General features: G+C 71.3%; 20 protein-coding genes. 4 read left to right on the top strand and 16 right to left on the bottom strand.

Translation table 11 applies throughout. From position 1 onward, the window contains the following. Positions 1-56: 56 nt before the first annotated feature. Both U5640_RS33290 and U5640_RS33285 read left to right on the top strand, forming a co-directional pair. Positions 57-869: a thioredoxin domain-containing protein gene (locus tag U5640_RS33290; protein WP_340380773.1), complete on the top strand. Its 813-nt coding sequence runs from the start codon at positions 57-59 to the stop codon at positions 867-869. Between the two features lie 94 nt (positions 870-963). Continuing rightward, positions 964-2,646, top strand: a complete 1,683-nt coding sequence (locus U5640_RS33285; RefSeq protein WP_340380771.1) for an alkaline phosphatase D family protein — start codon at positions 964-966, stop codon at positions 2,644-2,646. A gap of 5 nt (positions 2,647-2,651) precedes the next feature. On the opposite strand, the gene U5640_RS33280 is transcribed toward U5640_RS33285, so the two are convergent. Further along, complete coding sequence (locus tag U5640_RS33280; protein ID WP_340380769.1) at positions 2,652-3,221, bottom strand: dienelactone hydrolase family protein; 570 nt, start codon at positions 3,219-3,221, stop codon at positions 2,652-2,654. Positions 3,222-3,318: 97 nt separating this feature from the next. Here U5640_RS33280 and U5640_RS33275 point away from each other — a divergent pair, with 97 nt between their 5' ends. Further along, positions 3,319-4,413, top strand: a complete 1,095-nt coding sequence (locus tag U5640_RS33275; RefSeq protein ID WP_340380767.1) for a mechanosensitive ion channel domain-containing protein — start codon at positions 3,319-3,321, stop codon at positions 4,411-4,413. Between the two features lie 9 nt (positions 4,414-4,422). Here U5640_RS33275 and U5640_RS33270 read toward each other — a convergent pair whose 3' ends face one another. The 6 genes from U5640_RS33270 to U5640_RS33245 form a co-directional block, all read right to left on the bottom strand. Further along, a complete protein-coding gene (locus U5640_RS33270) occupies positions 4,423-5,163 on the bottom strand; it encodes an SDR family oxidoreductase (protein WP_340380766.1) in 741 nt (246 codons plus the stop codon). A gap of 64 nt (positions 5,164-5,227) precedes the next feature. Beyond that, on the bottom strand, positions 5,228-6,814 hold the full coding sequence (locus U5640_RS33265) for a Na+/H+ antiporter (RefSeq protein WP_340380764.1): 1,587 nt from the start codon (positions 6,812-6,814) through the stop codon (positions 5,228-5,230). 69 nt (positions 6,815-6,883) lie between these two features. Beyond that, entirely contained in the window at positions 6,884-7,357 is a 474-nt protein-coding gene (locus U5640_RS33260; RefSeq protein WP_340380762.1) for a GNAT family N-acetyltransferase, read from the bottom strand. Further along, positions 7,354-8,298 carry an RluA family pseudouridine synthase gene (locus tag U5640_RS33255; RefSeq protein WP_067245243.1) on the bottom strand — a complete coding sequence of 315 codons (945 nt, stop codon included), beginning with the start codon at positions 8,296-8,298 and terminating at the stop codon, positions 7,354-7,356. Before U5640_RS33255 ends, U5640_RS33260 begins: the two co-directional genes overlap by 4 nt. A 67-nt stretch (positions 8,299-8,365) precedes the next feature. After that, positions 8,366-8,974 carry a signal peptidase II gene (gene lspA / locus U5640_RS33250; protein ID WP_340380758.1) on the bottom strand — a complete coding sequence of 203 codons (609 nt, stop codon included), beginning with the start codon at positions 8,972-8,974 and terminating at the stop codon, positions 8,366-8,368. A 67-nt stretch (positions 8,975-9,041) separates the two neighbouring features. Continuing rightward, a complete protein-coding gene (locus U5640_RS33245) occupies positions 9,042-9,890 on the bottom strand; it encodes a TraR/DksA C4-type zinc finger protein (RefSeq protein WP_340385480.1) in 849 nt (282 codons plus the stop codon). Between the two features lie 1,182 nt (positions 9,891-11,072). Here U5640_RS33245 and ileS point away from each other — a divergent pair. After that, positions 11,073-14,210 (top strand): isoleucine--tRNA ligase, encoded by a 3,138-nt coding sequence (gene ileS / locus U5640_RS33240; RefSeq protein ID WP_340380756.1) that lies wholly within the window; start codon positions 11,073-11,075, stop codon positions 14,208-14,210. A 174-nt stretch (positions 14,211-14,384) separates the two neighbouring features. On the opposite strand, the gene U5640_RS33235 is transcribed toward ileS, so the two are convergent. From U5640_RS33235 to ftsW, 9 genes are all read right to left on the bottom strand, one after another. After that, complete coding sequence (locus U5640_RS33235) at positions 14,385-15,680, bottom strand: DivIVA domain-containing protein (RefSeq protein WP_340380754.1); 1,296 nt, start codon at positions 15,678-15,680, stop codon at positions 14,385-14,387. A 55-nt stretch (positions 15,681-15,735) separates the two neighbouring features. After that, complete coding sequence (locus U5640_RS33230; protein WP_067245235.1) at positions 15,736-16,023, bottom strand: YggT family protein; 288 nt, start codon at positions 16,021-16,023, stop codon at positions 15,736-15,738. A gap of 39 nt (positions 16,024-16,062) precedes the next feature. After that, positions 16,063-16,704 (bottom strand): cell division protein SepF, encoded by a 642-nt coding sequence (sepF, locus tag U5640_RS33225; protein WP_055633826.1) that lies wholly within the window; start codon positions 16,702-16,704, stop codon positions 16,063-16,065. 128 nt (positions 16,705-16,832) lie between these two features. Next, positions 16,833-17,552, bottom strand: a complete 720-nt coding sequence (locus U5640_RS33220) for a YggS family pyridoxal phosphate-dependent enzyme (RefSeq protein ID WP_340380750.1) — start codon at positions 17,550-17,552, stop codon at positions 16,833-16,835. A 5-nt stretch (positions 17,553-17,557) separates the two neighbouring features. After that, positions 17,558-18,286, bottom strand: a complete 729-nt coding sequence (gene pgeF, locus U5640_RS33215; protein WP_340380748.1) for a peptidoglycan editing factor PgeF — start codon at positions 18,284-18,286, stop codon at positions 17,558-17,560. After that, positions 18,283-19,479: a cell division protein FtsZ gene (gene ftsZ / locus U5640_RS33210; protein ID WP_340380746.1), complete on the bottom strand. Its 1,197-nt coding sequence runs from the start codon at positions 19,477-19,479 to the stop codon at positions 18,283-18,285. The genes pgeF and ftsZ overlap by 4 nt, the downstream gene beginning before the upstream one ends. A gap of 277 nt (positions 19,480-19,756) precedes the next feature. Next, a complete protein-coding gene (locus U5640_RS33205) occupies positions 19,757-20,560 on the bottom strand; it encodes an FtsQ-type POTRA domain-containing protein (protein WP_340380744.1) in 804 nt (267 codons plus the stop codon). Between the two features lie 35 nt (positions 20,561-20,595). Next, positions 20,596-21,693, bottom strand: a complete 1,098-nt coding sequence (gene murG, locus U5640_RS33200; protein ID WP_055633830.1) for an undecaprenyldiphospho-muramoylpentapeptide beta-N-acetylglucosaminyltransferase — start codon at positions 21,691-21,693, stop codon at positions 20,596-20,598. Positions 21,694-21,699: 6 nt separating this feature from the next. Further along, positions 21,700-23,064, bottom strand: coding sequence for a putative lipid II flippase FtsW (ftsW, locus tag U5640_RS33195; protein WP_340380741.1), 1,365 nt, complete (start codon positions 23,062-23,064; stop codon positions 21,700-21,702). Between the last annotated feature and the right edge of the window lie 82 nt (positions 23,065-23,146).

Here is a 23,146-nt window from a genome sequence, read left to right as displayed (position 1 = left end):
AGTCCCCCACACGTATCCGCGCACGAGCGTGCGCGTCCCCGATGGAGAACACCGACATGAGCAAGCGGAACACCCAGGCGGCGAAGACGGCGGCCCGGGAGCGGCTGCGCGTCGAGCGCGAGAAGCAGGCCAAGCGGGCCAAGGCCAAGCGGCAGATCATCGTCGCCGCCTCGGCCCTCGGCGTGCTGGCCGCGGCGGGCGGCATAGGTTACGCCGTGGTCCAGGCCAACAAGCCCAGCTACTGGGAGGAGGCCAAGACCGCCAAGCTGGTCGAGCCGGCCAACACCAGCGGCAAGAACGGCACGACGGTCGTCCTCGGCAAGGCGAGCGCCAAGAAGACCCTCGTGATGTACGAGGACCCGCGCTGCCCGATCTGCGCCCAGTTCGAGCAGACCGTCGGCCCGACGGTGACGAAGGACTTCGACGCCGGCAAGTTCAAGATCCAGTACGTCGGCGCCACCTTCCTCGACCGCAGCCTCACCGGTGAGGGCTCCAAGAACGCGCTGAGCGCCCTGGGCGCCGCGCTGAACGTCAGCCCCGAGGCGTTCCTCGAGTACAAGACCGCGATGTACACGGCGAAGTGGCACCCGGCGGAGACGACCGACAAGTTCAAGGACGACTCCTATCTCATCAAGGTCGCGGACACCGTCAAGGCGCTGAAGGGCAACACCGCGTTCCAGGACGCGGTGAAGAACGGCACCTACGACCGCTGGGCGCTGGAGATGTCGAAGACCTTCGACGACAGCGGCGTCTCGGGCACCCCGACCCTGAAGATGGACGGCAAGACGCTGACCGGTGCGGACGGGAAGAACGCACCGATGACGGTCGCCGACTTCAACACGGCGATCGCGGCGGCCCTCAAGGGCTAGACCGGGGCGCGCCACAGAACGCGCAGCCGAAGAGCGGGCGAACTTTTCACGTTCGCCCGCTCTGTCGCCGTACTGGTCAGTAATCTCATCGCCCGTGACCAGTCGACACAGATCACCCGAGAGCGCCGACACCTCGTCAGAGCGCGCCGACTCGCTGTCCCCGCGCCGCCGTACGGTCGTCAAGGCCGCGGCGGCGACGGCTGTCCTGGCCGGACCGCTCGCCTCCGCGATACCCGCCCGCGCGGCCGCCGAGGCCCCGGCCTTCCTGCACGGTCTCGCCTCCGGCGACCCGCTGCCCGACGGCGTCCTGCTGTGGACGCGGGTGACGCCCACCACCGAGGCGGTACCCGGCTCCGGGCTCGGCCCGGACACCGAGGTCGGGTGGGTCGTCGCCACCGACAAGGCCCTGACGAACGTCGTCAGCCGGGGCTCCCTGACCGCGACCGCCGCCACCGACCACACCGTCAAGGCGGACGTCCGCGGCCTCGCCCCGGCCACCGACTACTGGTTCCGCTTCACCGCGGGCGGCACGAACTCCCCGGTGGCGCGCACCCGCACCGCGCCGGCGGCGGACGCCGCGGTGGCCGGCCTGCGCTTCGGCGTGGTCTCCTGCGCCAACTGGGAGGCCGGCTACTTCTCCTCGTACCGCCATCTCGCGGCCCGCGGCGACCTGGACGCCTGGCTGCACCTCGGCGACTACATCTACGAGTACGGCACCGGCGAGTACGGCGCGCGCGGCACGGTCGTCCGGCAGACCCTGCCCACCCACGAGATCCTCACCCTGGCCGACTACCGCACCCGGCACGGCAAGTACAAGACCGACCCCGACCTCCAGGCCCTGCACGCCAAGGCGCCGGTCGTCGCGATCTGGGACGACCACGAGTTCGCCAACGACACCTGGTCCGGCGGCGCCGAGAACCACACCGAGGGCACCGAGGGCGCCTGGACGGCCCGTCAGGCGGCGGCCAAGCAGGCCTACTTCGAGTGGATGCCGGTCCGCCCGGCGATCGCCGGCACCACCTACCGCCGGCTGCGCTTCGGCAAGCTGGCCGACCTCTCCCTGCTCGACCTGCGGTCCTTCCGCTCGCAGCAGGTCAAGATCGGCAACGGCTCGGTGGACGACCCCGACCGCACCATCACCGGCCGGGCCCAGCTCGACTGGCTGAAGGCCGGACTGAAGGCGTCCGACACCACCTGGCGGCTGGTCGGCAACTCGGTGATGATCTCGCCGTTCGCCGTCGGCTCCCTCTCCGCCGACCTGTTCAAGCCGCTCGCCAAGCTGCTCGGTCTGCCGCAGGAGGGCCTGGCCCTCAACACCGACCAGTGGGACGGCTACACCGACGACCGCCGCGAGCTGCTGGCGCACCTGCGCGCGAACGCCATCGGCAACACGGTCTTCCTGACCGGTGACATCCACATGGCGTGGGCCAACGACGTGCCGGTGGACGCGGGCACCTATCCGCTGTCGGCGTCGGCCGCCACCGAGTTCGTGGTCACCTCGGTGACCTCCGACAATCTCGACGACATCGTCAAGGTCCCGGAGGGCACGCTGACCGCGATCGCCTCGCCGATCATCCGGGCCGCCAACCGGCACGTCCACTTCGTGGACACCGACCGCCACGGCTACGGCGTCCTGGACATCACCGCCGACCGCGCGCAGATGGACTACTACGTGCTGTCCGACCGCACCAGCGCCACCGCGACCTCCTCCTGGTCCCGCTCGTACCGCACGCGCAGCGGGACCCAGAAGGTCGAGCGGACGTACGACCCGGTCTGAGCCGGTCAGAGCGTGTCGAGGAAGCCGAGTGCCACCCGCCAGGTGGCCTCGGCGGCCTCCGCGTCCCAGTCCGGGAGGTCGGGGTCGGTGTACAGGTGCCCGGCGCCCGTGTACCGGTAGACCTCCACGTCGGCGCCCGCCCGGCCCATCTGGAGGTACCAGGCGCTCAGCCAGTCGTCGGGCTCGAACGGGTCCGGCTCCGCCACGTGCAGCTGCACCGGCAGCTCGTCCACCGAGGCGTTCGGCGCGAGGTCGGAGGTGCCGTGCAGGAGCAGCAGGCCGCGCGCCTTGGCGTCGCCGAGGGCGAGGGTCTGCGCGATCGCCGCGCCCAGCGAGAACCCGGCGTACACCAGCCCTCTCTCCGAGTAGGGCGCGGCGGCCAGGACTGCTCTCCTCAGCAGCTCGTCCTTGCCGGTCTCCTCCCGGTAGTCCCTGGCCTCCTCCACCGTCTCGAACGTGCGTCCCTCGAAGAGGTCCGGGGTCCACACCTCGTGCCCGGCGGCGCGCAGCCGGTCGGCCGCCGCGCGCACGGCGGGGCGCAGTCCGTAGGCCGAGTGAAAGAGCATGATGTTCATGCGCCCATGGTGCCAGCCGGCACCGACAACGCCCTGTGTGCGTCCCTGCACGGAAGTCACATGTTCAAGGCACCGCCGACCCGGTTACTTTCGGGGGATGGAGAACCTGATCCGCCCCGTCGTCGTGGTCGGCGGTTCGGTCCTGCTGACCGTCCTCATCGGCTGGGCCACCGACCTACTGCTGCGCAAGGCCGACGCCCGGCACCGTGAGACACCGCTGTGGGGTCTGCTGCGGCGCGGCCGCATCCCGTACCAGCTGGTGCTGTGCGCGGCCCTGCTCAGAGGCTCCTACGACCAGGCGAAGCTGCTGGAGGACCATCGCACCGGCATCGGCCGGGCGCTCACCCTGGTGCTGATCGGCTCGGTGGCCTGGCTGGTGATCCGGATCGCGGCGGCGGTCGTGGAGACGTCGTACTCCCGCTACGCGCGCGTGCACCGCGATCCGGCGCGGGTGCGGCGGGTGCGGACCCAGGTGTCGCTGATCATGCGGGTGGTGTCGGCGGTCGTCGGCGTGATGGCGGTGGCGGCGATGCTGCTGACGTTCCCGGCGATGCGGGCGGCGGGCGCCTCGCTGCTGGCCTCGGCCGGCATCCTCGGCATCGTCGCCGGTGTGGCCGCCCAGTCGACCCTGAGCAACATGTTCGCGGGGCTCCAGATCGCCTTCGGCGACATGGTGCGCATCGGCGACACGGTCGTGGTGGACGGCGAGTGGGGCACCGTCGAGGAGATCACGCTGACCTTCCTGACGGTACGGACCTGGGACGAGCGCCGGATCACCATGCCGGTGTCGTACTTCACCTCCAAGCCGTTCGAGAACTGGTCGCGCGGGACGCCGCAGATGACCGGGATCGTCTACTTCCACGTCGACCACACGGCACCGGTGGACGTGATGCGGGAGAAGCTGCGGGACATCCTGCGCGAGTGCCCGGCCTGGGACGGCCGGGCCTGCGGGCTGGACGTGACGGACACCACCCCGAACACCATGCAGGTGCGGGCGCTGGTCACCGCGAAGGACGCCGACGACATCTGGACGGTCCGGGTCACGGTCCGCGAGCAGATGGTCCGCTGGCTGGCCAAGGAGCACCCGTACGCCCTGCCGCGCGTCAACACGGCGGACGCGACGCCGCCGCCGGCCCGGATCCCCGGTGCCCGTTCCTCCTCCCCGGACGGGGCGGCGGCGCATCACCCGTGACGCGGGGGCTCAGTTGCCGCGTTCGGCGCCGCCGTTGACCTGGACGACCTGCGAGGTGATGTGCGCGGCGCCGGGCGAGGCGAGCCAGTGCAGGGTGGCGGCGACGTCTCCCGGCGTCCCGGCCCGCCCGTCGAAGGTCTCGCCGATCAGCCGCTCCCGCCGCGCGGGGTCGATGGCCTCGCCGAAGAACCCGGTGTCCTCGATGTAGCCGGGAGCGACGGTGTTGGCGGTGATCCCGCGCGGGCCCAGCTCCCGGGCGAGATCGCGGGCGTAGGGGTGCAGGGCGGCCTTGGCGCCGGCGTACGCCCCGTTGCCGGACCCCCGGTAGGCGGCGACGGAGCTGATGAACAGCACCCGTCCGCCGGGCGAGGCCAGCCGGTCCTTCAGGGCCTCGGTGAGGAGGGCGGCGGTGAGCGTGTTGATCCGGAAGTTCACGGTCCAGTCGTGGGCGACCCGGTCGAGCGGGTCCTCGCTCGCGCTCGGCGGCTCCAGATGCCCGGTGCCGCCCGCGCCGTGCACCAGCACGTCGACCGTCCCGAACTCCTCCGCGACGAACCGCGCCACCCCTCTGACCTCGTCCGCCCGGCTCAGGTCGGCGGCGTAGGCGAGCGCCCCGTCGACGGCCGCCCTCTCCAGCACCTCGCCCCGCCGCCCGAGCAACAGCACCCGGTCCCCGTCCGCAGCGAAGACCCGGGCCGTAGCGAGCCCGATTCCCGTACCACCACCGCTGATCACCACATTGCGTGCCATGGTCCGAGGCTAGTGCCGTGACCGCCCGGCACCCACACGCCGCTTCACCCACGCGCGCGGGGACTCACCGCAGGCTGCGCACGTCCAGCTGGCGCAGCACCCGGTCCACCACCTCCGGATCCGCCCCCGCCTCACCGCGCGCCGCCAGCACCTCGTGCCGGGCCGCGCTGAGCAGCTCCCCCTGGATCCGCCGCACCCGCTTCAGCCTCCGCACCCGCGCCTCGTGCGCCTCCCGCCGCTCCTCCTCCCCCATCTCGGGACTGATCCGCACCCCGATCTCGAACGCCCGCCGCAGCATCTGCTCGCTCAGCTCCTCCGGCAGCTCCTCCACCTCCTCGATCTCCCGCAGCCGGCGCTTCGCCGCCTTCGCCGCCCGCACCGCCAGCTCCCGCTCGAACGCCTTCTCCCGCTCGGTGTCGGCCCGCACCCCGAGCCGCTTCACCAGCCACGGCAGGGTCAGCCCCTGGAGCACCAGCGTGGCCATGATCACCCCGAACGCGACGAAGATGATCTCGTCGCGGTCGGGGAAGGCGTCCCCCGCCTCCGTCTCCAGCGGAATGGCCAGGGCCAGCGCGACCGACGCCACTCCCCGCATCCCGGACCACCACATGATCACGGTCTCCCGCCAGCTCAGCGGAATGTCCTCGTCGTAGTCGCGGCGCGCGTGCAGCCGTTTGGTCAGCCAGGTCGCCGGCAGCAGCCATGCCAGCCGTACGACGATCACCACGGCCGCGACGATCCCGGCCCAGCCGAGCATCTCGCCCCAGCGCCCGGACGCCGTACGGATCGCGTTGTGCAGTTCGAGCCCGATCAGCCCGAACGCCACCCCGGTCACCAGCGTGTCGACGATGTCCCAGAAGGCGTGCCCGGCGAGCCGGGTGAGCACGTCGTCGGGGTCGGTGGCGTACTCGGCGAGGAACAGCGCGCACGTCAGCACGGCGAGCACCCCGGAGCCGTGCAGTTCCTCGGCCAGCACGTAGGCGGCGTACGGCACGAGCAGGGTGAGCCCGATCTGGAGGGTCGCGTCGCCGAGCAGGTCGAGCAGCCGGTTGGCGCCCCAGCCGAGTCCGACCCCCACGGCGACCGCGACCACGGCGGACAGCACCAGCTCCAGGGCCGCTTCCCCGGGCACGAACTCCCCGCTGACGGCGGCGGCGATCGCCACGTGGTAGAGGACGATGGCCGTCACGTCGTTGAACAGGCCCTCGCCCTCCAGGATGGAGACGAGCCGGCGCGGCAGCCCGAGCTGTCCGGCGACGGCGGTCGCGGCCACCGGGTCGGGCGGGGCGACCAGGGCGCCGAGAGCGACGGCGGCGGCGACCGGCAGTCCGGGGATCACCGCGTGGGCCACGGCGGCCACACAGACCGTGGTGACGAACACCAGCGCCACGGCGAGCAGGAAGATGGGCCGTTTGTTGGCGGCGAACTGCCGCCAGGAGGTGCGCCGTACGGCCGCGTAGAGCAGCGGCGGCAGCACCAGCGGCAGGATGAGGCCCGGCGGGACGTCGACGTTCGGCACGAAGTCCAGCACCGCGAGGACGATCCCGAGCAGGGTCATGAGGACCGGCGACGGCAGCCCGAACCGGTCCCCGACCGGGACGCTCACCACGGCCCCGAGCAACAGCACGAACAGCAGGGCCAACTGGTCCACGGGCGGCGCTCCGGACGGCTAGACGATCAAGGGCATCCAGCTGTCCAGCCTCGCACGCGCCACCGGGAACTAGAGAGAACGCCTCATGGACCGGTGCGGAATCCCCGCCTCCAGCTCCTCCGGGCCGTACGCCGTGTACCCCAGCCGTTCGTAGAACCCGAGGGCCTGGGTCTGCGCGTGCAGGTCGACGGCCGTCAGCCCCCGCGCGCGGGCCGCCTCCTCGACGGCCCGCACCAGCGCGACCCCGACGCCGAGCCCGCGCGCCTCCCGCGCCACGGCCAGCCGCCCGAGGGACCCGACCGCGGGGTCGCCGCCGGTCCGCTCCGCGGCCGCCGCGCCGGTGAGCAGCCGCCCCGTCCCGAGCGGGGTGCCGTCCGCGCGGACCGCCAGCACATGCACCGCCCCGGCGTCGTGCTCGTCGTACTCCAGGTCCTCGGGGACGCCCTGCTCACGGACGAAGACCTCCTTGCGCACCGCGCGGCACGCCTCCAGGTCGGCGGGGTCCGCGGCGACCCGCACCGTGTACGCGGGCGTGCCGCTCATCCCCAGGTCTCCTCGCGGACCTGGTCCAGGGCCTTCTGGAGGTCGGCCGGATAGTCGCTGGCGAACTCCACCCACTGCCCGTCGCCGGGGTGCTCGAAGCCCAGCCGCACGGCGTGCAGCCACTGGCGGGTCAGCCGAAGCCGCTTGGCGAGCGTCGGGTCCGCGCCGTAGGTCAGGTCGCCGACGCAGGGGTGGCGGTGGGCGGACATGTGGACGCGGATCTGGTGGGTCCGGCCGGTCTCCAGCTTCACGTCCAGCAGGGAGGCCGCGCGGAAGGCCTCGATCAGGTCGTAGTGCGTGACGGACGGCTTGCCGTCGGCGGTGACCGCCCACTTGTAGTCGTGGTTCGGGTGGCGGCCGATGGGCGCGTCGATGGTGCCGCTGGTGGGGTCCGGGTGCCCCTGGACCAGCGTGTGGTAGCGCTTGTCGACCGTGCGCTCCTTGAACTGGCGCTTGAGCGAGGTGTACGCCCGCTCGGACTTGGCGACCGCCATCAGGCCGGACGTGCCCACGTCGAGGCGGTGCACGATGCCCTGGCGCTCGGCGGCGCCGGAGGTGGAGATCCGGTAGCCGGCGGCGGCCAGCCCGCCGATGACGGTGGGGCCGCTCCAGCCGGGCGAGGGGTGCGCGGCCACGCCCACCGGCTTGACGATCACCACGACGTCGTCGTCGTCGTGCACGATCTCCATACCCTCGACGGGCTCCGCGACGATCTGCACGGGGGCCGGCGCCTGCGGCATCTCGACCTCCAGCCAGGCCCCGCCGTGCACCCGCTCGGACTTGCCGACCACCGAGCCGTCGACCGAGACCTTCCCCGCCGCGGCGAGCTCCGCGGCCTTGGTGCGGGAGAAGCCGAACATGCGGGAGATAGCGGCGTCGACGCGCTCGCCCTCCAGGCCGTCCGGCACGGGCAGGGTACGGATCTCGGGAATCGTGCTCACCCGTCGAGTATGCCGGACGGCTCCCACCGCCCCGTACGGGCCTGTGGACAACCTCGGGGACGGGCGGTCAGTCCTTGTGGACGGTGCCGTCCGGGTCGAGCCCCTTGAAGGACAGCAGCACGATCAGGATGCCGCCGCACACGATCGCCGAGTCGGCGAGGTTGAAGACCGCGAAGTGCTTCGGCGCGATGAAGTCGACGACCGCGCCCTCGAAGACACCCGGGGAGCGGAAGATCCGGTCGGTGAGGTTGCCCAGCGCACCGCCCAGCAGCAGGCCCAGCGCGATCGCCCAGGGCAGGCTGTAGAGCTTGCGGGCGAGCCGCGCGATGACCACGATCACCGCCGTCGCGATGACGGTGAAGATGATCGTGAAGGCCTCGCCGAAGCCGAAGGCCGCGCCCGCGTTGCGGATCGCCTCGAACCGCAGCCAGTCCCCGATGATCTCGATCGGCGCGTGGTGCTCCAGCTTGGCGACCACGATCATCTTGCTGACCAGGTCGACGGCGTACGCGAACGTGGCGACGGCGAAGAGCACGGCGATCCGGCGCTTGCCCCTGGACCCCGCCCCGGTGCTCTCCTGCCCGTCCGGGAGGTCCGGGCCGGAGGACTGCTCCGGCTCGGCTCCCGCCGCCTCTGGGATGTCCGGCGTACCGATGACGCGCTCCGCCTCTGCCACGTGAGTCCCTCAACCTAGGTACCTGACTGAGGACGAGGGTACGACACGCCCCCGCACCGGCACGCGATCAGTACCGGCGCTCCTGTTTCTGCTTGCACTCCACGCACAGGGTGGCCCGGGGGAACGCCTGCATCCGGGCCTTGCCGATGGCCTTGCCGCAGTTCTCGCACAGGCCGTAGGTACCGGCGTCCAGCCGTTCCAGGGCGTGCTCGGTCTGGATCAGCATCTCGCGCGCGTTGGCGGCCAGCGCCAGTTCGTGCTCGCGCGTGATGTTCTTCGTCCCGGTGTCCGCCTGGTCGTCGCCCGCGCCGTCCCCGGAGTCCCGCATCAGGCCCACCAGGGCCGTCTCGGAGGACGCCAGCTCGGCCCGCAGCCGCTCCATCTCGGACTGGAGCTCGTCCCGGGCCTCCTCGACCTCCCCGGGGGTCCAGGGCTCCTCTCCGGGGCGTACCGGGAGTTCGCCGGGTTCCACCGCGGCGAGCCGCGCCTTGGGAACGGCGGTCTTCGCCGCCGTGGCCGTGCCAGGAGTCTTCTTCGCAACCACCGTCGTGGCTCCCGTCTGCTCCGCGGCCGTGGCCGCGCCCACCTTCTTGGCCGTGCTCTTCTTTCCCGCGCCCGCCGTCGCCACGCCCTCGGCGTCCGCGGCCTTGCCGCGGGCGACCGCCTTCCGGCCGCCCGCCTTCCTCCCGGCCGTCTTCTTCCCGGCCGCCCCCGAAGCACCCGCCTCCTCGCCGACCGCGCCTCCTGCGGCGGCCACGTCCGGCCCCACCCCGTCACCGGCAGCAGCCGGGGAGCCCCCGACGCCCCCACCACGCCCCGCGCCCACGTCGGTCCCGCCGGCCGCCTCGGCCACCGCAGCCTTCCCACCGGCCGCCTTGGCCGCCGTCCCTTTCCTGCCGACCGCCTTGGCTGCCACAGCCTTCCCACCGGCCGCCTCGGCCGCCCCAGCCTTGCCACCGGCCGCCTCAGCAGGCGTCTCCTTCCCGCCGATCTCCTCGGCAGTCGCCGTCTTCCCGCCGGCCGCCTTGGCCGCCGTACCCTTCCCGCCGGCCGTCCCGGAAGGTGTCGTCTTCGCTCCCGCCTTCTCGGCAGCATCCGCCGCCCCGGCAACCGCAGCTTTCCCACCCCGCGTCGCGGAAACCGCGGTCTTCCCGCCCGCCGCTCTGGAAGCCACGGCTTTTCCGCGCCCGGTCCCGGAGGCCTCGGCTTCCCCGTCGGCCGTATCGGCGGGGGCCGCCCTCCTGCCGGTCGCCCTCTTGGCGGCCGCCGCCTTCTTCGGTGTGCCCGCGGCACCGGCCGTGGGCGTGGTGGCGGGCTTGCCCCGGGGGGACTTCTCCCCGGTGGTCCTCCTGGCGGGGCTCTCGCGCCCTGCCGGCTTCTCGGCAGCGCCCTGCACGGCGCCTGCCGGCCGCGCGGCCCTCGCCTGCGCCGCCGGCTTGTCGGCAGTCACCTTCGGCTGCTCGGCAGTGGTCTTCTTCGCCGCCATGGCCGCGGCCCCTTCACATATGGTGATCTTGCGCGCGAATCGTGCTGGGACGATAAATCGACTTGAGAGCCGCGGCAACGGGGCACACCGCCGAATTCGCCCGCCTCGCGCACGCCACGCGGTCGGCCTGCCTGCGTTGTGCCCAGCTCCCCGGCGGGTAATCCGCCCGGCGGACCGCCCCGGAACGCGAACCCGCGTACCCCGCCGCGGGCCCACCAATCGGGTCACCCCGCGCCGGGCCGGCCACCGCGTCCGGAAGCCCCGAAAACCGGTCGGCCGCTGTCCGTGCGGCGCCGTACACTGGGCGGAGCGAAAAGCGTGGATGGGGACGAGTAGCGACGTACGCAGCCCAGAGCGACCCGGGGACGGTGGAAGCCCGGGGGCGAGCGCGACGTGAAGATCACCCCGGAGCCGCCGGAAGAAAGCCGCAGCCCGGACAGAGCGGCGAGTAGAACCGGCATCGCGACCCCAATGAGGGGGCTCACCGGAGCGCAGGGCGCACCGGAGGGCCAAGGAGGGTGGTACCGCGGGAGCGCGCCGCACACGGCGTAGACGGAAACGAAGGCTCTCGTCCCTCCGACGGAAGGCAGTACGTCCGCCGGAGGAAGATCGATGACGCAGTACCGACAGGTGCCCGCCCAGGTCGACCTGCCCGCCCTCGAGCACGCCGTGCTCGATTTCTGGCGCGAGCAGAAGATCTTTGCCAAGAGCCTGGAGCAGTCCGAGGGCCGCCCCGAGTGGGTGTTCTACGAGGGCCCGCCCACCGCCAACGGCATGCCGGGCGCCCACCACATCGAGGCGCGTGTCTTCAAGGACGTCTTCCCCCGCTTCCGCACCATGCGCGGCTACCACGTCGCCCGCAAGGCCGGCTGGGACTGCCACGGCCTGCCGGTGGAGCTGGCGGTCGAGAAGGAGCTGGGCTTCGCCGGCAAGAAGGACATCGAGGCGTACGGCATCGCCGAGTTCAACGCCCGCTGCCGGGAGTCCGTGCTCCGCCACACCGACGCCTTCTCCGAGCTGACGACCCGCATGGGCTACTGGGTCGACCTCGACGACGCGTACGTCACGATGGACCCCGAGTACATCGAGTCGGTCTGGTGGTCGCTGAAGGAGATCTTCAACAAGGGCCTGCTGGTCCAGGACCACCGCGTCGCCCCCTGGTGCCCGCGCTGCGGCACGGGCCTGTCCGACCACGAGCTGGCCCAGGGCTACGAGACGGTCGTCGACCCGTCCGTGTACGTCCGTTTCCCGCTCACCTCCGGTCCGCTGGCCGGCGAGGCCGCGCTCCTGGTGTGGACGACGACCCCGTGGACCCTGGTGTCCAACACGGCCGTGGCCGCGCACCCCGAGGTCACCTACGTCGTCGCGACGAACGGCGAGGAGAACCTCGTCGTCGCCGAGCCGCTGGTGGCCAAGGCGCTCGGCGAGGGCTGGGAGACGACCGGTCAGCGCTTCACCGGCGCCGAGATGGAGCGCTGGACCTATCAACGTCCGTTCGAGCTCGTGGAGTTCCCGGCCGAGGCGCATTTCGTCGTCAACGCCGAGTACGTCACGACCGAGGACGGTACGGGCCTGGTGCACCAGTCCCCCGCGTTCGGTGAGGACGACCTCAAGGTCTGTCGCTCCTACGGCCTGCCCGTGGTCAACCCGGTCCGCCCGGACGGCACCTTCGAGGAGTCCGTCCCGATGGTCGGCGGTGTCTTCTTCAAGAAGGCGGACGAACGGCTCACCGAGGACCTCCAGCAGCGCGGCCTCCTCTTCAAGCACATCCCGTACGAGCACAGCTACCCGCACTGCTGGCGCTGCCACACCGCGCTCCTCTACTACGCGCAGCCGTCCTGGTACATCCGCACCACCGCGGTCAAGGACCGTCTCCTCCAGGAGAACGAGAAGACCAACTGGTTCCCGGACACGGTCAAACACGGCCGCTTCGGCGACTGGCTGAACAACAACATCGACTGGGCGCTCTCCCGCAGCCGCTACTGGGGCACCCCGCTGCCGATCTGGCGCTGCGAGGACGACCACCTCACCGTCGTCGGCTCGCGCGCCGAGCTGAGCGAGCTGACCGGCAGCGACCAGTCCGAGCTGGACCCGCACCGCCCGTTCATCGACGCGGTCACCTTCGCCTGCCCGCAGGAGGGCTGCGCACGGACCGCCACGCGCGTGCCGGAGGTCATCGACGCCTGGTACGACTCGGGTTCGATGCCGTTCGCGCAGTGGGGCTACCCGTACAAGAACAAGGACCTGTTCGAGTCCCGCTACCCGGCGCAGTTCATCTCCGAGGCCATCGACCAGACCCGCGGCTGGTTCTACACGCTGATGGCGGTCGGCACCCTGGTCTTCGACAAGTCCTCGTACGAGAACGTCGTGTGCCTCGGCCACATCCTCGCCGAGGACGGCCGCAAGATGTCCAAGCACCTGGGCAACATCCTGCAGCCGATCCCGCTCATGGACCAGCACGGCGCCGACGCCGTCCGCTGGTTCATGGCGGCCGGCGGCTCCCCCTGGGCGGCTCGCCGCGTCGGCCACGGCACCATCCAGGAGGTCGTCCGCAAGACGCTCCTCACGTACTGGAACACGGTCGCCTTCCAGGCCCTGTACGCCCGCACGTCCGCGTGGGCGCCCAGCGCGGCCGACCCGGCGCCCGCCGAGCGCCCGCTGCTCGACCGCTGGCTGCTCTCCGAGCTGCACGCGCTGACCGACCAGGTCACCCAGGCGCTGGAGGCGTACGACACCCAGCGCGCCGGCAAGCTGCTCTCGGCGTTCGTCGACGACCTGTCCAACTGGTACGTCCGCCGCTCGCGCCGCCGCTTCTGGCAGGGCGACAAGGCCGCGCTGCGCACCCTGCACGAGGTCGTGGAGACGGTCACCAAGCTGATGGCCCCGCTGACCCCGTTCATCACCGAGCGGGTCTGGCAGGACCTGGTCGTGCCCGTCACCCCGGGCGCCCCGGAGTCGGTGCACCTCGCCGACTGGCCCGAGGCCGACCTGAGCGCCATCGATCCCGAGCTGTCGAAGCAGATGGTCCTGGTCCGCCGCCTGGTGGAGCTGGGCCGCGCCACGCGCGCGGAGTCGGGCGTCAAGACCCGCCAGCCGCTCAGCCGTGCCCTGGTCGGCGCGGCCGGCTTCGACGCGCTCTCCCCCGAACTGCACTCGCAGATCACCGAGGAGCTGAACGTCGAGTCCCTCGCCTCCCTCTCCGAGGTGGGCGGGTCGCTGGTCGACACCACCGCCAAGGCCAACTTCCGGGCCCTCGGCAAGCGGTTCGGCAAGCGCGTCCAGGAGGTGGCCAAGGCCGTCGCGAACGCGGACGCGGCCGCGCTCTCCCTCGCCCTGCGCGAGGGCACCGCGTCGGTGGACGTGGACGGCGAGACGATCACCCTCGCCCCCGACGAGGTCATCATCACCGAGACCCCGCGCGAGGGCTGGTCCGTCGCCTCCGACTCCGGCGCCACCGTCGCCCTGGACCTGGAGATCACCGAGGAGCTGCGCCGCGCCGGCCTCGCCCGGGACGCGATCCGGATGATCCAGGAGGCCCGCAAGAACAGCGGCCTCGATGTCGCCGACCGCATCGCGCTGCGCTGGACCGCGACCGACCCGGCGACCGTGGACGCGCTCACCGGGCACGCCGGGCTGATCGCCGACGAGGTCCTGGCGACGGACTTCGCCCAGGGCGAGGCGGACGAGACGTACGGCACGTCGTTCACCGACGAGGGCCTGACGCTGACGTTCCGCCTGCGCAAGGCGTAAGGGCGTACGAGAGGGGCCCGGTCTCCTGGAGACCGGGCCCCTTCGCATGCACCGCCCGCCCCACCCGTCACCACCTGCACCATCGTCAACACGCGTAAAAAGGGCGGGACCCCGGATCGGAATCCGGGGCCCGCCCTTTGAACGCTGCCGACGCCTAAGGCGTACTACTGGCCGTCAGTTGTCGTCCTCGTCGATGAGGAAGCCACGCATCGGCGAGGGAGCCTGGCCCATCGGGGAGGGACCCTGCGGACGAACCGGTGCCATCGGCTGCGTCATGGCCGGGGACATCTGCTGCTGCCCGCCGTAGGACGGCGCGGCGGGGCTGGGCGCGCCCATGCCCGAACCCATGCCCGAGCCCATGCCGGACCCCATACCCGGAGCACCGGAGCCGTAGGACGGCGCGCCGGCGCCGGCCGGAGCCATGGAGGGCGCGGGGGACGGCGGCAGGGAAGCTGCAGCCGGGGTGCGCGGCGGAGCGAGGGAGTCGTCGGCCTGGGTCTCCAGCTGACGCAGCTGGGACTCGAGGTACGACTTCAGACGCGTGCGGTACTCGCGCTCGAAGCCGCGCAGGTCCTCGACCTTGCGCTCCAGCGTGGCGCGGGCGGACTCCAGGGAGCCCATCGCGACGCGGTGCTTCTCCTGCGCGTCCCGCTCCAGGGCGTCGGCCTTGGCCCGGGCGTCACGCTCCAGACCCTCGGCGCGCGAACGGGCCTCGCCGACGATCTTGTTGGCTTCGGAGCGGGCCTCGGCGATCGCCTGGTCGGCGGTCTGCTGGGCCAGCGAGAGGACTCGGGCGGCGCTGTCGCCACCGGGGCCCTGACCGGGGCCGCCCATCGGACCGCCCATGGGGCCGCCCATCGGACCGCCCATCTGCTGCTGCATCGGGGGCTGACCGCCCATGGGACCACCCATGGGGCCCTGGCCCATCGGACCCGGACCCATCGGGCCGGGACCCTGCGGACCACCCTGACCGCCGGGACCGGCGGGCAGCTGCGGGGCACCGCTCGGCAGCTGGGGCGGGCCACCCATGGGGCCACCCATCTGCTGCTGCGGCGGGCCCGATATGCCGGCGGGCACCGGAGCGCCGGGACCTCGCATGCCCTGCTGGGGCATCCCCTGCTGGGGCATTCCCTGCGGAGGCATGCCCTGCTGCGGCATCCCCTGCGGGGGCATGCCGCCCTGCTGCATCCCACCCTGCTGCATGCCGCCCTGCTGCATCCCACCCTGCTGAGGCATGCCGCCCTGCTGGTCCTGCGGCTCCGGGGGCTTGCGCATGTTCTGCTGGTTCTGGGCAGCAGCACGCGTGGCCGCGGCCAGTTTGGCGCGCAGGTCCTCGTTCTCGCGGAGCAGGCGGGTCAGTTCGGCTTCGACCTCGTCGAGGAAGGCATCGACCTCGTCCTCGTCATAGCCTTCTCGGAGGCGGACGGTCGTGAACTGCTTGTTCCGCACGTCCTCGGGGGTCAACGGCATCTCTTCACCTCAACGTAGTCGTCGGCATTCGGCAGGACCGTATCTCTCACATCGCTCACATCCCGGCCTGGGTGAGTGTGATCAGGATGTAGACGATGATCATCAATACGAAGAAGGACAGGTCGAGTGCCACGCCCCCGAGACGCAACGGCGGGATGACTCGCCGCAGAAGCTTGAGCGGTGGATCGGTGACAGTGTAGGTGGCCTCGAGAACGACCACCATCGCCTTGCCGGGTTGCCATGAGCGGGCGAACTGAAAGACGTAATCCATGACCAATCGGAAGATGAGCACGATCAGGAAGACCATCAGCACGACGTAGATCACCTGCAGAACCACGCTCATGTTCGGTGCTTCCCTCTCCCCTGTGTCCGGTCTTGTGTCTCAGCTCTGGTTGAAGAACCCGCCCTCTGCGATGCGGGCCTTGTCCTCCGCCGTGACATCGACGTTAGCAGGAGACAACAGGAACACCTTCTGGGTCACCCGCTCGATGCTGCCGTGAAGACCAAACACCAAACCGGCCGCAAAGTCGACAAGTCGCTTCGCGTCTGTGTCATCCATCTCAGTCAGATTCATGATCACCGGGGTGCCCTCACGGAAGTGTTCCCCGATGGTACGGGCCTCGTTGTAGGTCCGGGGGTGGAGCGTGGTGATCCGGTACGGCTCTCGTTCCGACACGACCTTGGGCATGATCACCGGTGCGTTCTTCTCCAGGGACTGACGTTCTTGTGTGATGGATGCCACGGGCGCGATGCGCGCCGGACGCCCGGATTCCGCGGCGAGGGAGGCGGATCGGGCCACCGGCTCACGGGGCGCGGGCGGCTGCACGATTCGCACCTCTTCGTCCCTTTGGGACTGATGTGCTCCGTGCGACTGGTGGGACGGCTCGTGTCGCCGGTGGTCCCGCTCGGGTTCCGGGTCGAGCTCGGGTTCGAAGTCGTCATCGGGGTCGAAGCCCCGGCCGTCGTACCCATCGTCCTCCACGAGGCCGAGGTAGACCGCCATCTTGCGCATCGCGCCGGCCATGCTCTGAGTCCTCCGCTCTGTGGTGGATCGGCTTTCGACTGCCAAGTCCCGCGATCCACGTGGCCCTTGTGCCCGCCTACCGGCGGTAATGACCATATTTTCTGCTGTGGTCCGACTTCCTGGCGACGTTACCCGAGCCCGGGGCGGACTCCGAGTACCGCAGTGCCGACGCGTACATGTGTCGCCCCGGCGGCCACGGCCTCCTCGAGGTCCGCACTCATCCCCGCGGACACCATGGTGGCACCGGGATGGGCTCGGCGCAGGTCAGTCGACAAATCCATCAACCGCTCGAAAGCGGCCCGTTGGCGACCGGCGTACTCACCGGTCAGAGGTGCGACGGTCATCAGTCCGGCGAGTCTCAGTCCCGGCGCGCCGGCCACCAGCGCGGCCAACTCCTCGATCCCGGCGGGCGCCACGCCGCCCCGGTCCCCGCGCCCGCTCTCGCCGGCGTCGAGGGCGACCTGGATCAGGCAGCCGACCTCCCGCCCGGCACGCACCGCTTCCTTCGACAGCGCGCCCACCAGCCGGGAGCGGTCCACGGACTGTACGAAGTCCGCGTAACCGACGACCGATCGCACCTTGTTGGTCTGCAACTGACCGACGAAGTGCCAGGAAAGCGACAGGTCCGAGCAAGTCGCGGCCTTGGGAGCGGCGTCCTGGTCCTTGTTCTCGGCGACGTGCCGCACCCCGAGGTCGGCGAGGATCCGCACGTCGTCGGCCGGGTAGGTCTTGGTGACCACGATCAGGGTCACCTCCTCCCGCGCCCGGCCGGCGGCGGCGCACGCGCGGGCGATGCGCTCCTCCACCCTCGCCAGGTTCACGGCGAGTTCGTCCTTACGGTCCGTCATGCCCCTCAGTCCAGCCAGACATATCCCGCGAGTCGCCCTGTGGCGCGGTCGCGGCGGTAGGAGAAGTGGTCCCCGGACTCACGGGTGCACACCGGCGACTGCTCCCGGTCGCACACCCCGAGCCGGTCGAGCTGCGCGTGCACCCCGGCGGTCACGTCGACCGCCGGGGTGCCCCAGCTGGTCTCGGCGTGCGCCGCCGGCTCGACGGCGGCGACCTCGGCGCGCATCTGCTCCGGCACCTCGTAGCACCGGCCGCAGACGGCGGGTCCGGTGCGGGCGACGATCCGGGACGGCTCGGCACCGAGCTCCACCATGGCGCGTACCGCGGCGGGGACGATCCCGGCGACCATGCCGGGCCGGCCCGCGTGCGCCGCGGCGGCGACCCCGGCGACCGGGTCGGCCAGGAGGACGGGGGTGCAGTCGGCGGTGAGGACGGCGAGAGCGAGTCCGCGCCGCCCGGTGACGATCGCGTCGACCCGCGGCACCGGCCGGTCACCCCAGGGCTCCTCGACGACCGCGGCGTCGGCGCCGTGCACCTGGTTCATCCAGACCACGTCCGACGGATCGAGCCCCAGCGACCTGGCGGCCAGTTGCCGGTTGGCGTGCACGGCCGCGGTGTCGTCGCCGACCGCCCCGCCGAGGTTGAGCTCCTCATACGGAGCGGCGCTCACCCCGCCCCACCGGTCGGTGAAGGCGAAGTGCGCGCCGCTCACGCTCTCGCGCTGTCCTATCACTTCAGGAAGTCCGGCACGTCCAGTTCCTCGGCCGCGCTGTCCGAGTAGGTCCGCGACGGCGGGACCGGCGGGGCGACCGGGATCTCGGCCACCGGCTCGGGGGCCGGCTCCGGCTCCTCCTTCGGCGTGACGCTGCCGAGCGAGCCGAAGGACGGGCGGCTCTCCGGCTGCCGTACCGGAGCGGGCTCCTCGCGGCGGGCGGCGGCCGTGGCCGAGCCGAGGACGTTGTCCCGGCGGGCCGGGGGCTGGCCGCCGTCGAAGCCGGCCGCGATGACGGTGACCCGGACCTCGTCGCCGAGCGCGTCGTCGATGACCGCGCCGAAGATGATGTTGGCCTCCGGGTGGGCGGCCTCGCTCACCAGCTGGGCGGCCTCGTTGATCTCGAACAGGCCGAGGTCGGAGCCGCCGGAGATGGAGAGCAGCACGCCGCGGGCACCGTCGATGGAGGCCTCGAGGAGCGGCGAGGAGATCGCCATCTCCGCCGCGGCCACCGCGCGGTCGTCGCCGCGGGCCGAGCCGATGCCCATGAGCGCCGAGCCGGCCTCGGACATGACCGACTTGACGTCGGCGAAGTCGAGGTTGATCAGGCCCGGGGTGGTGATGAGGTCGGTGATGCCCTGGACACCCGAGAGCAGGACCTGGTCGGCCGACTTGAAGGCGTCCAGGACCGAGACCTGGCGGTCCGAGATGGACAGCAGCCGGTCGTTGGGGATGACGATGAGGGTGTCGACCTCTTCGCGGAGTTCCGCGATGCCGTCCTCGGCCTGGTTGGCCCGGCGCCGTCCCTCGAAGGTGAACGGGCGGGTGACCACGCCGATGGTCAGGGCGCCCAGGGAGCGGGCGATGTTGGCCACGACGGGCGCGCCGCCGGTGCCGGTGCCGCCGCCTTCACCGGCCGTCACGAAGACCATGTCGGCCCCCTTGAGGACCTCCTCGATCTCCTCGCGGTGGTCCTCGGCGGCCTTGCGGCCGACGGCCGGGTTGGCGCCGGCGCCGAGTCCGCGGGTCAGTTCGCGGCCGACGTCGAGCTTGACGTCGGCGTCGCTCATCAACAGCGCCTGCGCGTCCGTGTTGATGGCGATGAACTCGACGCCCTTGAGACCGACCTCGATCATCCGGTTGATGGCATTGACACCACCGCCGCCGACACCGATGACTTTGATGACTGCGAGGTAGTTCTGCGGTGCTGCCACGTCGAAGGCCTCTCGCCTCGAGTTACGTGTCGCCGCCTCGCAGATGGTGCGATCCGACGACTGATGCCGAATGGGACGGTCCGTTTCGCCGACCCGAACCCTAACGCTGAAGTTTAGGGTTACCAGTGTGTCTGTTCCTTGGAGTCTTCTGAACAGGACACTAAGTCGACAAGTGGCGCCCGTTCAACGAACACGCCGAACCTCCCGTTTTTCTTTTCACCCTATGTGATCAGCCGTGTCGCTGCCCAACCAGGGTGCTGGCCTGCGCCGATGTGCGTCAACTCCCTGATGACGCGGGGGCCGTGGGAGCGCTGACGTCGAAGTGCCGCGCGGCCGGGGAGGCTTTCATGAGAGCACCGAGCGTACGCGCCTTCAGGGCTCCCTGGTCGGCACTTCCCCAGGCGACCGTACGGCCGTCGGCCAGCTCCAGCGAGATGTCGTCGTAGGAACGGACTTTGAGGGCACGGGTCTTCTGGGCGACGGCGTCCGGAATGTCGCCGGCGACCTCCACCGCCTCGCGCACCAGCCGGTCCTCGCCGAAGCGGCGCAGGCTCGCGGCGCCGGAACCGCCCGAACGCGCGGAGACGGCCATTTCGAGCAGGGGTACGTTCTTCGGTGTCCGGGAAATCGTGGCGAAACGGACGCCTTCGTCGTCCACTTCCACGAAGTTCGACCCTTTTCCGATGAGCAGGACGGGCTGCCGTTCCGTCACTTTCAGGCCGATTCCATGGGGCCAGGAACGCACCACGTCGACCGTGTCGATTCTGGGCAGCCGTGCGCGCAGGCGCGCGGCGATCGCCCCGGTGTCGACCGAGACGAGCGCCGATCCGACCGGTACGGCGGCCGCCTCGCGCACCTGGTCGGGCGTCAGGACGTCCGTGCCGGACACCTCGACGCGCTCGACCCTCGTCCACGGGGAGCCGTACAACACCCAGACCGTGCCTCCGCCGAGGAGGAGGACGGTGAGCACGATGATGATCATCATACGGAATCGGCGCGGGCCGCCCAGCCTTCGGACGAGGGGCGGGCCGGACGGCTCCTCCTGGCGTGCACCGCGCTCGACGGTGGCGGGTCCGGCCACGCTCCCTCCCCTTTCGCTCACCTGGACAACGGCGCCTATCGCTGGGCGCGACTCGCCGCGATCGCCTCGTACACCATGCCGACGAGCAGGTCGTCGGCGTCCCGGCGGCCGAACTCGCTGGCGGCGCGGGACATCTCGTACAGCCGGTGCGGGTCGGCGAGCACCGGCAGGACGGACTCCCGGACCCACTCGGGGGTGAGTTCCGCGTCGTCGACGAGGAGTCCGCCGCCGGCCTTGACCACCGGCTGGGCGTTCAGCCGCTGTTCGCCGTTGCCGATGGGCAGCGGGACGTAGGCGGCCGGGAGTCCGACGGCGGAGAGTTCGGCGACGGTCATCGCGCCCGCGCGGCAGAGCATCATGTCGGCCGCGGCGTACGCGAGGTCCATCCGGTCCAGATACGGTACCGGGATGTAGGGGGGCATCCCCGGCATCTGCTGGACGTGCGGCAGTTCGTTCTTCGGGCCGACCGCGTGCAGGATCTGGATGCCGGCCTGCTGGAGCCAGGGCGCGACCTGCTGGACGACCTCGTTGAGCCGGCGGGCGCCCTGCGAGCCGCCCGAGACGAGCAGCGTCGGCAGGTTGGGGTCGAGGCCGAACATGTGCCGCGCCTCGGGACGGGCCGCGGCGCGGTCCAGGGTGGCGATGGAGCGGCGCAGCGGGATGCCGATGTAGCGGGCGTCGCGCAGCTTGCTGTCGGGCGTGGAGACGGCGACGCGGGCGGCGTACCGGGAGCCGATCTTGTTGGCCAGGCCGGGGCGCGCGTTGGCCTCGTGGACCACGATCGGCACCCCGAGGCGCTTGGCGGCGAGGTAGCCGGGCAGGGCCACGTAACCGCCGAAGCCGACGACGGCGTCGGCCTTGGTGCGCTCCAGGATCTGCTCGGCGGCCTTGATCGTGCCGCGCAGCCGGCCCGGGACGGTGATCAGCTCAGGGGTGGGCTTGCGCGGCAGCGGTACGGCCGGGATCAGCGCGAGGTCGTAGCCCCGCTGCGGAACGAGCGTGGTCTCCAGGCCGCGCTCGGTGCCCAGGGCCGTGATCCCCACGGTGGGGTCCTGCCTGCGCAGGGCGTCCGCGAGGGCGAGCGCGGGCTCGATGTGGCCGGCGGTCCCCCCACCAGCGAGTACGACATGCACCGAAATTCACCGCTCTCCGGACGGACGCGCCGCCGAGGCACGCCGTCGCATCGTGTTCCATCTCCGGGGTTCCCGTTTCACCGGGGAACCCCCGGCCCCCCGCTTTCTACCAAAGCGGGGTTGCCGCATCGCAAGCGCCGTCCGTGCAGCGGGGTCGTCACGTGCGAAGGCGATCAGCAGCCCGATCGCGAACATGGTCGGCAGCAGGGCGGAGCCCCCGTAGGAGAACAGCGGGAGGGGGACGCCGGCGATCGGCAGCAGACCGAGCACCGCACCGATGTTGATCACGGCTTGCGCGGTGATCCAGGTGGTCACACCTCCCGCGGCGTACCTCACGAAGGGGTCCTCCGTGCGTCCGGCCACGCGGATACCCGCATAGCCTAGAGCCGCGAACAGGGCGAGCACCGACAGCGTCCCCGCGAGGCCCAGTTCCTCACCGGTGACGGCGAAGATGAAGTCCGTGTGGGCTTCAGGGAGTTGTCCCCATTTCTCCACACTCGCCCCGAGTCCGGAGCCGAAGATCCCGCCGGAGGCGAGGGCGTAGATCCCGTGCACGGCCTGCCAGCAGTCGGCGGCCCCGGACTTCGGCTCGGTGGCACCGATGCAGGCGAGCCGGGCCATCCGGTTGGGGCTGGTCTTGATCAGGAGGAACCCGATCGCGGCCGCGATCGACAGCACACCGACGAACAGACGGGTGGGCGCGCCCGCGAGCCACAGCAGCCCGAAGAGGATCGCGGTCAGGATGATCGCCGTCCCCATGTCGCCGCCGAGCATGATCAGCCCGAGCAGCATGAAGGCCACCGGGACCAGCGGCACCAGCATGTGCTTCCACTGGGCGAGCAGCTTGCGGTCCTGCTTGCGGGCGAGCAGGTCGGCGCCCCACAGCACCAGGGCGAGCTTGCCGAACTCACTGGGCTGGATCTGGAAGGAGCCGCCGAGGGAGATCCAGTTCTGGTTGCCGTTGACGGCCATCCCTATCCCGGGCACCTGCACCAGGGCCATCGTGAAGACGGCTCCGGCGAGGATCGGGTAGGCCAGCGCCCGGTGCAGCTTGACCGGCATCCGGGAGGCGACCAGCAGCAGCACGGCCCCGATGGAGGCGGCCAGGAACTGCTTGCGGAAGAAGAACGAGCCGGGCAGCGACATCTGCAGCGCGGTGATCTGCGAGGCGGAGTACACCATCACCAGCCCGAGCACGGTGATCAGCAGACTGCCGCCGAGGATCACGTAGTAGGCGGTGAGCGGGCGGTCCCAGGCCTTGCGCGCGCGCGTGTAGGCCCGCAGGACGGGGTTGTCCCGGGGCGGACGCGCGGCAGGAGGTCGACGTACGGCCCGCTGGACGGGCGGCCGACCGGTCCGACTACCAGGCACGTGACCACGACCCCCCAGGGGCGCGGGACCCTGACCTGTGCGCCACCGCCGCGCGGGCGCGTTCAGCCCCCACCGGCCCGCA

This window comes from Streptomyces sp. SS7 (genome assembly GCF_037993025.1).
In the GTDB taxonomy this organism is placed as follows: domain Bacteria; phylum Actinomycetota; class Actinomycetes; order Streptomycetales; family Streptomycetaceae; genus Streptomyces.
This window is presented reverse-complemented; position numbering and strand designations above follow the sequence as displayed.

What these genes read in the sequence shown, in the direction of transcription:
- U5640_RS33290 (WP_340380773.1), top strand. Translation starts at nt 57, where the DNA reads ATGAGCAAGCGGAACACCCAGGCGGCGAAGACGGCGGCCCGGGAGCGG.
- U5640_RS33280 (WP_340380769.1), bottom strand. Translation starts at nt 3,221, where the DNA reads ATGAACATCATGCTCTTTCACTCGGCCTACGGACTGCGCCCCGCCGTG.
- U5640_RS33275 (WP_340380767.1), top strand. Translation starts at nt 3,319, where the DNA reads ATGGAGAACCTGATCCGCCCCGTCGTCGTGGTCGGCGGTTCGGTCCTG.
- U5640_RS33270 (WP_340380766.1), bottom strand. Translation starts at nt 5,163, where the DNA reads ATGGCACGCAATGTGGTGATCAGCGGTGGTGGTACGGGAATCGGGCTC.
- U5640_RS33260 (WP_340380762.1), bottom strand. Translation starts at nt 7,357, where the DNA reads ATGAGCGGCACGCCCGCGTACACGGTGCGGGTCGCCGCGGACCCCGCC.
- ileS (WP_340380756.1), top strand. Translation starts at nt 11,073, where the DNA reads ATGACGCAGTACCGACAGGTGCCCGCCCAGGTCGACCTGCCCGCCCTC.
- U5640_RS33235 (WP_340380754.1), bottom strand. Translation starts at nt 15,680, where the DNA reads ATGCCGTTGACCCCCGAGGACGTGCGGAACAAGCAGTTCACGACCGTC.
- U5640_RS33230 (WP_067245235.1), bottom strand. Translation starts at nt 16,023, where the DNA reads ATGAGCGTGGTTCTGCAGGTGATCTACGTCGTGCTGATGGTCTTCCTG.
- sepF (WP_055633826.1), bottom strand. Translation starts at nt 16,704, where the DNA reads ATGGCCGGCGCGATGCGCAAGATGGCGGTCTACCTCGGCCTCGTGGAG.
- U5640_RS33220 (WP_340380750.1), bottom strand. Translation starts at nt 17,552, where the DNA reads ATGACGGACCGTAAGGACGAACTCGCCGTGAACCTGGCGAGGGTGGAG.